The 12,938-nt window shown below is 54.9% G+C and carries 12 protein-coding genes; 10 read left to right on the forward strand and 2 right to left on the reverse strand.

Annotated elements, in window-relative coordinates; genetic code table 11:
* Positions 1-396: 396 nt before the first annotated feature.
* The 5 genes from MKMG_RS02955 to MKMG_RS02975 all read left to right on the forward strand — a co-directional run bounded on the left by MKMG_RS02955 (position 397) and on the right by MKMG_RS02975 (position 6,251).
* The gene (locus MKMG_RS02955) at positions 397-1,737 is read left to right on the forward strand and encodes a DnaJ domain-containing protein (RefSeq protein WP_165075386.1); all 1,341 of its coding nucleotides are present in this window, start codon (positions 397-399) and stop codon (positions 1,735-1,737) included.
* A gap of 96 nt (positions 1,738-1,833) precedes the next feature.
* On the forward strand, positions 1,834-2,979 hold the full coding sequence (locus MKMG_RS02960) for a glycosyltransferase family protein (protein WP_165075390.1): 1,146 nt from the start codon (positions 1,834-1,836) through the stop codon (positions 2,977-2,979).
* A 276-nt stretch (positions 2,980-3,255) separates the two neighbouring features.
* The gene (locus tag MKMG_RS02965; RefSeq protein ID WP_165075393.1) at positions 3,256-4,284 is read left to right on the forward strand and encodes a DUF2117 domain-containing protein; all 1,029 of its coding nucleotides are present in this window, start codon (positions 3,256-3,258) and stop codon (positions 4,282-4,284) included.
* Between the two features lie 38 nt (positions 4,285-4,322).
* A complete protein-coding gene (locus MKMG_RS02970) occupies positions 4,323-5,444 on the forward strand; it encodes a hypothetical protein (RefSeq protein WP_165075490.1) in 1,122 nt (373 codons plus the stop codon).
* A 45-nt stretch (positions 5,445-5,489) separates the two neighbouring features.
* Positions 5,490-6,251: a hypothetical protein gene (locus MKMG_RS02975; RefSeq protein WP_165075396.1), complete on the forward strand. Its 762-nt coding sequence runs from the start codon at positions 5,490-5,492 to the stop codon at positions 6,249-6,251.
* On the opposite strand, the gene MKMG_RS02980 is transcribed toward MKMG_RS02975, so the two are convergent.
* Together MKMG_RS02980 and MKMG_RS02985 are read right to left on the reverse strand one after the other, a co-directional pair.
* Complete coding sequence (locus tag MKMG_RS02980) at positions 6,244-7,884, reverse strand: ATP-dependent DNA ligase (protein WP_165075399.1); 1,641 nt, start codon at positions 7,882-7,884, stop codon at positions 6,244-6,246. The genes MKMG_RS02975 and MKMG_RS02980 overlap by 8 nt on opposite strands.
* Positions 7,885-7,893: 9 nt before the next feature.
* Positions 7,894-8,670 (reverse strand): MBL fold metallo-hydrolase, encoded by a 777-nt coding sequence (locus MKMG_RS02985; RefSeq protein WP_165075402.1) that lies wholly within the window; start codon positions 8,668-8,670, stop codon positions 7,894-7,896.
* Positions 8,671-8,944: 274 nt separating this feature from the next.
* Here MKMG_RS02985 and MKMG_RS02990 point away from each other — a divergent pair, with 274 nt between their 5' ends.
* The 5 genes from MKMG_RS02990 to MKMG_RS03010 all read left to right on the forward strand — a co-directional run bounded on the left by MKMG_RS02990 (position 8,945) and on the right by MKMG_RS03010 (position 12,904).
* Positions 8,945-10,129: a putative sulfate/molybdate transporter gene (locus tag MKMG_RS02990; protein WP_165075404.1), complete on the forward strand. Its 1,185-nt coding sequence runs from the start codon at positions 8,945-8,947 to the stop codon at positions 10,127-10,129.
* Between the two features lie 399 nt (positions 10,130-10,528).
* Positions 10,529-10,699, forward strand: a complete 171-nt coding sequence (locus MKMG_RS02995) for a hypothetical protein (protein ID WP_165075407.1) — start codon at positions 10,529-10,531, stop codon at positions 10,697-10,699.
* A 134-nt stretch (positions 10,700-10,833) separates the two neighbouring features.
* Complete coding sequence (gene hisD / locus MKMG_RS03000; RefSeq protein ID WP_165075410.1) at positions 10,834-12,081, forward strand: histidinol dehydrogenase; 1,248 nt, start codon at positions 10,834-10,836, stop codon at positions 12,079-12,081.
* Between the two features lie 197 nt (positions 12,082-12,278).
* Positions 12,279-12,494, forward strand: coding sequence for a type II toxin-antitoxin system HicB family antitoxin (locus tag MKMG_RS03005; protein ID WP_165075413.1), 216 nt, complete (start codon positions 12,279-12,281; stop codon positions 12,492-12,494).
* Positions 12,491-12,904, forward strand: coding sequence for a type II toxin-antitoxin system HicA family toxin (locus MKMG_RS03010; RefSeq protein ID WP_165075416.1), 414 nt, complete (start codon positions 12,491-12,493; stop codon positions 12,902-12,904). Before MKMG_RS03005 ends, MKMG_RS03010 begins: the two co-directional genes overlap by 4 nt.
* Positions 12,905-12,938: the final 34 nt, after the last annotated feature.

Genomic DNA, 12,938 nt, shown 5'->3' on the forward strand with positions numbered 1-12,938 from the left:
ATGGGAGAATTTAGGTAAAATACTCGCATAGCAGGCATTTTAGATTGGTATTGAGGGGTGAGTCTGAGAGAAAGGGTCTGCCGGATTTTAAAGTACTGTTACTCTGCAGAACGGTGACGACCAGCCTGCACTATTTTTTTTGCATGGCTAACGCACATGGCCGATCTCCTCCAACGTCAACTACCCATGACTACAGTCGTGGGCTTCCCGCCTGTTTGATCGTGAAGATGCAAAAGGAGTGCCGGCTAAAGGATCGATGCTGCCGGTTTTCAAAAGATTCATATTAATAATTTACTCAAATAACGATCCAATTGTAAAAAAATATAAATAATATTACAATGATCACCATTTAAATCATCCATTACAGACGATCAAAAATAGTTAGCAGATGACACAATGGAAACAGAATGTCAATATTATGAGACACTGGGACTGAGCCGTGATGCAAGCCCCTCAGAGATCACCAGAGCATACCAGATTCTCGAAAAAATGCATCATCCCGATGCATCGTCACATCCAAAAGCACAGAAAAACTTCCGAAAAATTCATGAGGCGTATGCAGTTCTTTCAGATGCAGAAAGGAAAGAAGCATACGACACCTCTCTCAACACCCCCGGACAGAACCGTGAGTCAGAGAACGAGGGCATCTGCTTTGAACATGAATTTTATGTTCAAAACGAGAGTTTCAACAATGAAGGGGGAAATTTCGTTGTTGACCATGTTCACCACCTCATCATCAATGGTGAAGAGTTTCTGGAATGTAATGGAGAATTATTTACATACGAAAGAGATAGGATTCCTTTTGATCTCCACGACATCGAAGCTGAGTATTACACAACCAATGAGACCATAACAATCGACGGAGTCGACTACCGCTTCGAAAACGCCCACCATATCGTCATCAATGGTCGGGAGTATATCGAATATGACGGGGATTATATTCCGTTTAACAGGCCGGGATACCCGGAGCATACAGACAACAACAGGGAAAAGCCCCATCCGGTGTGGAATACCAGAACGATGCTGGTCAAACTGGTGATCATTTTTGTTGTTGTATTTACGGCCACCCACGGCATTTTAATGATAAAATCATCCGCAAATACCGATCTTTCACCCGGCAGTCTTATCCGTATACTTTCCGCCCTGAATATCCCGTCTCAGGAAAAAGAGTGGGCTTTGCAGATTAGGGATGCGATGGATGCACAACACCCGACAACAAGGGATTATGCCCTTTCACTGATTGACAAATCCCATACGGGCGAGAGAAACATTGCTCAGCTATGCGACATATGGGAAAAAACGCATAAAAAATGGACGTATGTCTCCGACCCGAAAGGACTCGAATACTTTTCTCCTGCAAGCAATACCATCGAACTCGGCCTGAAAGGGGATTGTGACGATTTTGCGATTTTAATCGCATCACTGGTTGAAGCAACAGGGGGTGATGCCCGTGTGATTATGGCAGAGGGCGCAGACGGAGGGGGCCATGTCTATGCTGAGGTCTTTGTGACCGATAATAAACAGGACTTCGAGTCAATTTCACAGTATATATCAGATCGATATAACTGCCGGACCGTGGCATACCGTATCGTATCCGATGAGAATAAAGAACCTCATTACTGGCTAAACCTTGACGGGCAGTCCCACCATCCCGGGGGAGAGTTCTATGACAGCAACGGGAAACTGACAGCATATAATTCCAACGGGCAGTATCACAGGCTCAGATCCAACACCTGACATCGCGCCCTGCGTTCGGTGCTCACCACACCCATACCATGCTTTTTTTCTGTTTCTTTATCCAATGTGTGTTCATACAGGAGCGAAGCGTTGCAGATGACAAAGAGAGAGCACCAAACCCCTGCCAGCCAGTCAGGCCACCCGGTCATCCTCTTCTTTGTCTGCGGAGAAGGGCTGGGACATACCTCACGCTGCCTGAAGGCGGCACAATACTGTGAAGCACAGGGTGCCGTCTGCCATCTCGCCGCCTACGGCCAGTCCCACACCTTCCTCACCAAAGCAGGGTGGCCGCGCCTCCGCACCACTCCCCGGGAAGTGACGCTCGCAGGGAACATGGGGCTCTTCTGCATCAGAAAGACGATCTGGAATTCAAAAAGCGTGCCGCGTGACCTCGCCCGGTCATACCGGCAGGCACGAAACCTGATAGCAGACATACAGCCTGACATCGTCATCGCTGATACGATGTATGCGCCTGTTGAGGCGGCCCGGCGTGATGGCGTGCCGGTGCTTTTCATCACCAACCAGAACCGGTTCTCCACCCTCGCAGGCGGCGGAGAGAACGGATGGGCTGCCCTGGGCCGGCTGGTCTCATGGTACCTCACCCTGCCGGACAAGGTCATCATCCCCGACTTTGCCCCGCCTGCGGCCGTGAGCCGCTACAATATCGCAATACCACCCGGACATGAGAGCCACTACCGGTTCATCGGCCCCCTCATCGACATCTCCCGTGACGAGTATCCGTGTAGAGAGAAGACCATCTTTGCATCATTCGGCGGCGAACCGTTCAAAATCCCCCTCTACCGGCACCTGGCAGAGATTGCCGGACGGCACAGTGACCTCTCCTTTGAAGTCTTTGCCCAGGCGCCGGGACTGCCGGATACAACAGACAACTTCCACACCCATGGCTATGTGCCGGACCTCTTAGCCCATCTCTGCTGTGCCGAAGTTGCCATACTCCACGGCGGACTCACCACCCTGCACGAGGCACTCTTCTTTCAAAAACCGGTGGTGATGGTAATCGACCCGCACCACCCCGAACAGGGCAATAATGCCCGTGCCATCACCGAGATGGGGGCAGGGGTGATGATCCGCGGGGATGAGGCGGACACAGAGCGGCTGGAAGCGGCCATCGAAGAGGCACGGAGACTCTCTGTGCCGGACTTCTCCCCACGGTATGCGGCAGAGAACGGAAGAATGCTTCTCTGGAACGAGATTCAGGAAACCCTGCGTCATCCACGGTGACGGGTGGCAGACGGCACGCTCACTGTTGCCATCGGAACATATCAGTCATCCGGAAACTGCCGGGCAGCACCATAACCATTTTTTCCTGCGTCAACCAACGCTGGTGTATGGACCGCGATACGATCATCCGGGTTGAGGCAGGGGACGCATTCTGCACCTGCCCAAACTGCCATTCCCGCTTTGATATCGGAATGAAGACACGCGAACCATTTATCTAACCCCCCATGACCAAAAAAATACCCGAAACAGAAAGGCCTGCAATGAGGAGATACCAGAATGCCTGAAGGCTGCACCATCATCGCCCACGGGCCGGAGGTCTTTGATGCGGGCGACATCGAGATGGTCAGCGCCGCACTTCTCCCGGAAGAGATGATCGTGGCAGGCGTGATGGCCCGGACAGCAGCAGAGGAATCCGGGTTTCCCTGCCGTTTCAATACCCGGCCGCCGTCGCTTGTAATCCGGCACCTGCCCCCCGGAACGGATGCATGGCTTCTCAACCGGGGCAAAACACCTGCTTCAGGCGAGGAATTCGGACGAATTGTGGCAGCACGCTGTGACCGGCCGGTGTATCATATCGAATGCAGCAGCAGGATTGTCTTTGGGTGGAACGGGACGGACCCACGCCGCACAGAGGAGGCAGCACGCCGCCTCGGGTTTTCCGCAGTGTTCCGGACCGCAGACGTCAGGGTGCAGAAAGACTGCATACGGGAAATCCGCGGGTGCATACCGGGGGAGCCTGTCTTTGTCAATGGCATCGTCATCGGCCATGCCACTGCAGAGACAGCCGTACTTGCACCGGACAAGGAAGGGATACAATCCGTATCCGGCATCACTCTCAAGGCCCACGGCATCGAAAAACTCCTCAGGAACGGGCCTGTTGACATCTCCCGGGCATGGTGCAAGTCAGGCCCTGTCCGGTCACAGAGAGCACAGGTGGCAGAGAGACGAAAACCCTCCGGGCGCATTGCAGTCATCGACCACGCCGCCTGCGACCTATACGCCCATGTGGATACCACCACCTGTGGTGTTGTCTCCATCGGCGATGACACCACAGCAGTCTGCGGCCACATCTGTGCCCACCTGGGCATTCCCATATTCGGCGTGACCGACGGTGACGCAGACACCGTTGTTGATCACTCCTGCTGCAGGGGTTCTGTCATTGTGGAGGTGACCGAGGGCAGGGATGATGAAAAAGGGCTTGAGATTGCAGAGACAGTTCCCACAGCACCGTGCCACTGGGACCACTGGGTGACAGCCACACTCCGCACCCGCCGGGACATCCGCATCGTGAGGGATGCCCGGTGAGACCCGGCCAGCTCTGCTCACAGTGCAAGGGCAAGGGTATGTGCGGCCTCCCCCGGTGCCCTGTGATGTCACGGTTCCATGCCTCCATCCGGGTGAAAGCCTCTGACTCCTATATGGGCGGGGCACCGTCGGTCTTTGTCGGGACACATGCCTATCCAAAGATGGCCGGGGGGCCGCTCCTCATCGGTGAGAGCGACAATCCGGAAGTATGGGTGGAGAAGGCATACAGCATTGATGACATCGTCAGCGTCCGGTCCCGGACCATCCGGGGGAATACCGCCGCCACATCCCGCGGGGCGGATGCCATGCAGGAGATTGCCCTATCTGCTGTCCCCCTTGATGTGGAGGTCGCGTTCACACGGCCGGTCGCATTCGACCTCCGGTTTGACGGGACGATTGCCCCGGTCGGCCTCTCGGGGGATATGAGAAAGATAGATGTCCTGGATAATGCCAGGACCCCCCGCCCGGTCGAAAAAGCAGTGGGCGACACCGATCTGAAGGCAGCCGATGCGGTATGGGACCTCTACCAGGACGGTGTGGGCGTGCATCAGGTCTCCCAGCTGTTGAGTGCCGGCCTTCTGGGCAGACAGCGGAAGGTGGTCCCGACCCGGTGGAGCATCACCGCAGTCGACGACATGCTGGGAAAGGCAGGCAGGGCAGCCGTCTCCCGGAACACGGCACTCGACGAATATCTCGTCTTTACTGCCACCCTGCACGGGAACACCATCGTCTGCATCCTCACCCCCGGAGATTTTCGCTATGAGATGATCGAGCACTGGCAGGCGGGCAGTATGTGGGGCGGCACGACGGGCGCCGTCATGACAGACGGGGAAAGCAGGAAAGGGAAATCCGGGTATTCCCCCATAGCCGGTGCCTACTACTCCGCACGCCTCGCTGTCCTCGACTATCTGCGCACCACCGGCAGATCAGCCCGGGCCATCGTCATCAGGAGTGTCGCCGGTTCATACTGGGCCCCCCTCGGCACCTGGGTCATCCGGGAGGCGGCACGCCGGGCGATGGCACAGCCTCCCGCAGCCTTTGAAGACCTCGCAGGGGCACAGGGATATGCCACCGCCATACTGGGCACGGAGGCATGGGCAGGTCACAGCACCCTGCTCCGGGAGATTACCACCCAGAAGAACCTCTTCGATTTCGTCTGAATAAATCACGATAATTAAATACCTAAAACCTGAAGCATAATTTATATGAATATGTGTTGGGGAACACTATTTGGGTCCGGGGTGGCAGCAGCGATTGCTGTGCCCGTCCGGGCAGCAGGGGTACATCAGGTCTACGACGGCCTGAGTGCAAACCAGTATCTGGAGATCATGATTGCAGCGCTCATCCTGGTGGCCGTCTTCATCGGTATCTTCTACTTCATCGGTAAGAGAAACACCCGGCGGACAAAAGTGAACCCGGTCGCAAAGAGTCTGGCTCTGATTCTTGCTATTCTCTACCTGATTGTCGGGACATTTCTCCTGATAACAGACTTCATTGTGCTCATTGAACCGTATGTGGCAACAGATGCATTCGCCTATGTTGTTCAGATATTCCGGTATTATTTTCCCGAACCGGTCTTTGGCATCATCATCGTCGGTGCGGCGGGTCTCCTGCTCTATCTGGTCGGTTTCTACATCATGATCTTTGTGCGGGACTCGACAGGAATAGTAAAAGATGCAGAATCCTATCACATCCAGACCTCTTCTGCGGTGGATATGGATGCGGGCAGGGAGAGGGCGGACCACACCAGACTTGCGTTTCGTGTCACGGACTGGGAAAACGGGGAACCACTCTCAGACGGTAAAATCTGTCTGGAGACAAAAGATGGCACCCTGATGATGATCAAATACAGTGATTTCACGGGAGAGGTGGACTTCGGCAAACTCCGTGGCCATGAGGATGACTACTATGCCTATGTCGAAGGTGATCATGAGCGGCAGGAATACCGCATCGTCACTCTCACCTAGCAGACTGTGCGGCAAACCGTTCTTCAATCATCCGGAGGGATTCAATCTCCTCCGGGCTTTTATCATCACGCAGACGGATAAAACGTGGGAACCGGAGGGCAAATCCACCGGCATAACTGGGGCTCTTCTGAACTTCCGCATACCCCACTTCCACCACAATCTGCGGTTCAACATGAACCTGTTTTCCTTCCTCTGAAATAACAAGACCGGAGAGGGCCGCATACATATCCTGCAGGGCCTCGTCCGAAAATCCGGTCGCCACCTTGGAGAGCGGTATAAACGACCCGCCTTCACCCAGACAGGAGAGAAGGAATGACCCGAAGACATGCGCCCGTTTTCCTTCACCCCACTCCGCACCGGTGACCACCAGGTCGATGGTGTCCACCGCTGGTTTGATCTTCACCCAGAATTTGCCCCGGACACCCGGCGTATACGGGGAGCGGGGGTCTTTGATCATGATACCTTCATGCCCGTCGTCGAGGGCCGTGCGGTAGAGAAGATCAATCTCATCTTCATCCCCGCTCACCAGCTGCGGGGCGACATATGTGTCAGATACGGCTGCCTCCAGACGCTGCCTGCGCTCGGCAAAGGGCAGGTCGATGAGCGTCTCACCGTCTATCCAGAGCATGTCAAAGATATTCGGTTTGAGGGTTATCTCTTCAATGTGCGAGGCGATGTCATGTTTGCGTCTGAATCTCCTGAGCACATACTGGAAGGGCAGGGGACGACCGTCACGAACAGCGATGACCTCACCGTCAAGGATGATATCATGCGGTGTGGCCGCATCGAGCATTGCCACGACATCAGGAATCGCATGCGTCACCTCTTCCAGTCTCCGGGAGTACATCCGGCAGGTGCCGCCCACTTTATGGAACTGAAACCGGGTGCCGTCATATTTGTATTCTGCTGCAAGAACCCCAGTCTCACTGAGCATACCGGTCACCGTCCCCTGTTTGGCAAGCATCATCTTCAGCGGCCGGAATGGCTCGACATGAACCTCATTCAGGGCATCCTCACCACTGCGTGCGATGAGTGCCACCTCACCAAGGTCATTTGATGCCTGACAGGCATGCTCCACGGCAGCGGGGCTGACTCCAAAGGCCCCTGCGATCGCATCCCGCATCGTCCCTTCGCCGATGCCGATCCTGAGCTCACCAAGGAGGAGACGGGCAAGATACCGCCCTTCGAGAGGGGAGGCGTTCGCAAAGAGCCTGCGCAGCACCCGGTCCTTCTCCTTCTGTGACTTATTGCCGCCGGTTGCGGCAAGGAGAGTGAAATCACGCCCGATGTCAGCAAGTGTCAGGGACTCTGTAAAAAAGGACGTCTGCTCTTTTTTTGCGAGCAGAGACTCAACTGTTTTTCCGGGATCACCGCTGCGGTTGACTGCACTGACAACCGCCCGGCGGTCCCTGCCTGCCACATAGGCCACCGCGTCATAGACACTGCCCGGCCCGACACCGATCTTCTCCTGGCCCCAGTCAGGGAAGGGCCGCCCCATCAGGTAGCGGATGAAAAGCGGGATGTCCGCCTCATCCAGAGACGAGAGGGCGTCCCGGACAAGAGCTGTCATGGCAATTCTGCCCGGGGTATCTTCCAGTGTCTCACAGATCTGGGAAAATTCCAGAAAATCCATCGGCATCTTTCACACCTCAATGGTCCGGGTCACGGCATGCTGCAGGCCGACTTCCAGTTCCACGTCATGAGAAAAGAGCGAGAGTGTCTCGCGGGCTGTCGCAAGGGCCTTCTCCGGCGTATTGTTCTCCTCTGAGAGATGGGCAAGCACCGCTACAGAGAGATCGGGGCAGAGTTCACTCAACACATTGGATGCCGCCCGGTTGGAGAGGTGGCCCCGGTTTTTGTCTGCAATCCGCTGTTTTAGAAATACCGGATAGGGACCGTTTTCAAGCATCACCGGGCAGTGGTTGCTCTCGAGGACGAGGGCATCACAATGGGAGAGAAATTCCATCATCACAGGGGTCACCATCCCGGTATCGGTGCAGACACCCATGGTCACCTCACCGTCTGATATACAGAACCCGGTCGGGTCTGCTGCGTCATGGGAGGTGGAGAACGGGGTCACCGAGAACGTGCCGGTATCAAACACCTCCCCCGGTATGACCCGGTTAAGGGAGGTTGTTCCCGGGGATTTCAGGGTCTCTTTCACCCCGGCAAGCGTGCCCCCGGTGCCGAAGACTGTCATCGGACACTGGCGGGTGAAGACATCAACGCCACGTATGTGATCGGAGTGCTCGTGGGTGATACAGAGCCCCTCCACAAGAGAGATGTCCCCCCCGCAGGCCTCAACAGATGACCGGATACGGCGGCTGCTAATGCCTGCATCCACCAGAAGGGCACCTCCGTCACCTTCGATATAGATGCTGTTTCCTTTGCTGCCGCTCGCAAGGACGGTTACCTTCATTGTCAATATGTTGTCTCCCGCAGATGGTAAAAGTCACCTCTTTGCACCCGCTGTCACCCGGCGAAGAAAAAGAGATGGGCGGGCTTAATCCGCCGTGATCAGAGTGCCGGGATTTTCACCGTTGAGGGCACGTTCCAGTGTGCCGCGCTCATGGCCGTTTATGATACGTACCTCCCTGATATTTTTTACTGCAGAGAGACAGTGATACCACAATACCTATGATAAAAAAAATATAATACTACTTTGATTTCCCCGGGAATGAGGCGTAGACTACATGAATATTCTGACACAACACCCTGATAATGCAGACAAACTCCCGAAACCTGCCTTTACCCTGAGGGAGGCTGCAGGGTCGGTTGGCGACTTCGGGACCATTCTTCCGATCGTCTTTGGGGTGGCCCTCGTCTCAGACATGAATATCAGCCATATCCTCTTCTTTTTCGCTGTCTGGTTCATCATTTCCGGGTTATACTATCGCCTGCCGGTACCCATTGAGCCGATGAAGGCTATCGGGGCCGTGGTTATTGCAGGCTCACTCACACATGACATCATCGCTGCGTCAGGCATCATCATCGGTATCTTCTTTCTTCTGGCCGGACTGATGCGGTGGATGGAGGCACTGAAGCGATACATACCGCAGAATGTCATCCGGGGTGTGCAGGCGGCCCTTGCACTCCTGCTGCTCCGCTCAGCCTTTGGGTTTGCGACAGGGGACATCATTCCGTTTGCTGTGGCCACGCTTGTCATCGGACTCTTCTGGGTCGGTGCGAAGTACACCCGGATACCGGATATCTCGGCACTCCTTGTGGTCTTCGGCGGTGTGGGAGCAGGAATTCTCATCTCCGGAATGCCGGAATTTATCATTCCCGCCCTTCCCAGGTTCTTCCTGCCCTCACCGGAGGTGTTTTTCCCGGCATTCACTGACCTTGTCCTCCCGCAGGTGCCGCTCACCATCACCAATGCCATTCTCGCGACATCCCTGCTGACCCTTGACCTCTTCCGTCACGAAATCAAACCGGACCGCCTCTCTGCAACCATTGGAGTGATGAATCTGGTCACTGTTCCGTTCGGTGGATTTCCCATGTGCCACGGCGCAGGCGGTATGGCCGGACAGTACCGCTTCGGTGCACGCACCGGCGGGGCAAATATCATCGCAGGCATCATCCTGCTGGCCTTTGCCATCTTCTTTGCATCAGCCGGCGTGCTCTCAATCATTCCCACCGGCATATTCGGTGCCCTCCTCCTGTTCGTGGCGATTGAGCTGGGCATTCACGCAACCAAAACAGACTCGCTCGCCGTGACCGGCATCATGGCGGTCATCTCCTTTGTGGGCAGCATCACCCTCGCGTTTGTGATCGGCATGATACTTGCATGGGGCCGAATCTGGTACCGGAGACGCAACGGGCTCGAAACAAACGCTGAGAAGAGCAGTGCTGCAGAAGATGAAACGGAAGAATAACAGAGGAACCGTCGTATGGGTGCAATATGTCAGAGACACCCGCTATGACGGAAGGCCACCAAGGACAGAGCCGGAATGAGCGGGCCGGTTCAGGCTGAAAAGAACTCTGCCTGAATACAAAAACCACCTGGGCCGCTCACCGGGTTTGTGGAAAGCATGGTGTCACTGGAGCGGTATATATCCTCTGCCCTGTCCCACAAGGGGGCCGGGTGCGAGAGAATCAGGCCTTATGATACGGCCGCAGGTTGTGAACCCCTGTCCCTGAGATTGATTTTTCTCCCATACGGGAAGAGTTGATGATTCCACATTGGATAAATGGGACAGGGGGGCACAGGTTCGTGCAGGGCGGAAGAGGGAGGAAAACACCAGAGACAGCCCGGCCGGAGGAGTGAGAATACGTTGAATGAGCGTATGGGCGAGTATCCCGTAAACGGCCGGGGTGTCTGCATGAGGCACGAAAGACACGAGGTGTGGTTCTGTGCCGCCGTACCTGCGATACCCGAAGCCCCCTTCCGCAGGGCCTTCGGCATCCGGTTCAGATATCCTCACCAGAGCATCGGGCGTGTCTGAATATAATCCTTTACATTTGCATGAATGTTAATCTCAATCACTTGACCAGACCCGACCAGTCTGCCGGGTTTTCATGCAGCAGGAATACCTGCCAGACGTAGTATTATGACATTCTGAAACGAACGCATCTCCATATGTTAAAACCGCTGCAGGTCGGGGCCTGGGTGCAGTCCCGCCGGTCCGACATTGATGGTGTACGTGAGCCGGTTGAGGCGATCATCCAAGAGGTGCAGGAGGGGAAGGACGCCGCTCTGCGTGACCTGACTGCCCGGTTTGACGGAATCGATATCGAAGATTTCCGCGTGACAGAAGATGAGATTGAGGCGGCCTATGATGAGGTCGAAACCGAGATCACAGAACGCCTCATCGAGGCAGAGGCCCGTATCACCCAGTTCCACGAACTCCAGAGACGCACCGGTATGTGGCTGCAGGAGACCGAGCCCGGCATCACCCTCGGTGTGAAGACGACGGCGCTCTCCCGCATCGGCGCCTATGTGCCGGGCGGGCGTGCTGCATACCCGTCCACCGCCCTGATGACCGCGGTTCCCGCACGGGTGGCAGGGGTCAAAGAGATCTGCTGCTGCACACCGCCGCCCATCCACCCCCTGACTCTGGTGGCTCTCGATATCGCAGGCGTCTCTGAGATATACCGCCTCGGCGGGGCGCAGGCCATCGCAGCAATGGCCCTCGGAACCGAGTCTGTGGCACCGGTCCAGAAGATTGTGGGACCGGGGAATATCTATGTGACAGCGGCAAAGATGCTCCTGCGTGACCATGCAGAGATTGACTTTCCGGCCGGTCCCTCTGAAATAGGCATCATCGCAGACAGAAGTGCTGTCCCCGAGTATATCGCAGCAGACATCCTCGCCCAGGCGGAGCATGACCCGAAGGCCGCCTGTATTCTCATCACCACCGACCCTGCCATTGCAGAGGCAGCATCAGCGGAAGTGGCCCGGATGTTTGAAAAGAGCCCGCGTCAGGAAATAATCCAAAAAGCACTGGATAACTCCGGTTACATCATCGCGGAGACGCTGGACGAGGCCGTCAACCTGATGAATGAGATTGCACCCGAACATCTCTCCATCCAGGTGGCGGACACCTTTGCGGTGCTCTCGAAAATAGAGAACGCAGGCTCCATCTTCGCCGGTCCCTTCACCGCGGTTGCCTGCGGGGACTATGCATCAGGGACCAACCACGTGCTCCCGACGGCAGGATACGCACGCATGTATTCGGGCCTCAATGTGGATCACTTCTGCAAAACCTCGACGATTCAGATGATCGACAGGAAGGGGCTTGAGGCGATCGGGGATATTGTCGAGACGCTCGCGGATGCCGAAGGGCTGCATGCCCATGCAGAGTCGGTGCGGGTGCGGCGGAAATAAAAACAACCCCTTGTTTTTTGAACCATTTGTATGCGATCTCCTGAAATGAGAGCAAAGACGAATAATCATCTCATTAATAGACACCGAATAATCATCTCATTAATAGACACCGAATAATCCGCATAAATCAGCATCCTCACAAAAAGCTAATACCTACGCGACAAATACCAGGATACCAATACGGGGACATATTATTCATGAAACTCGATATCGTTCTTGAAAAGGAAGAAGACGGAGGATATTCAGTCCACTGTCCGGCCCTGAAGGGCTGCCATTCTCAGGGAAAGACCCGTGAAGAAGCACTCGAAAATATGCAGGAAGCCATTGAACTTTATCTTGAGGTCGCCCACGATATTGCCTCCCGGAAGGTAACATCACAGCCGGGTTCAATCCTCGTTGATCTCGCAGTATGAGTACAAAGCGTCTTCTTCCGATATCTGGGAGTGAGATGGTTCGTGTCTTTTCAAAAGTAGGGTTTGAGATTGAACGCAAAAAAGGCAGTCACATCATTATGAGCAGGGGTGTTTGCAATGTTACAACCACTTTGCATAAAAAAACAGGAAATATTGCAAAGTCAGACAATGGCCGGAATACAACGTATTCTACAAAAGAAGAAGAATGTACAGAGATATGTACAGAGAATAGAGAGACTTCGCGTACTTTACATGAGTCATACAGCAATCCGGGTGAAGGGGCCCTCTCTGATGGGTACGTGTGTGACCCAAAAAATATTGTAAACCGATCAACAAATTCTATGCAGGAGAGGCAAATTGACAATTCAGATAGGGAAATGCGCCCAAACAGTTTGCAAACCGGATTGTAAAGTGACTGCTAACTATCTAAATGCAGAGAAAAAA

This window comes from Methanogenium sp. MK-MG, assembly GCF_009914725.1.
Lineage (GTDB): Archaea > Halobacteriota > Methanomicrobia > Methanomicrobiales > Methanomicrobiaceae > Methanogenium.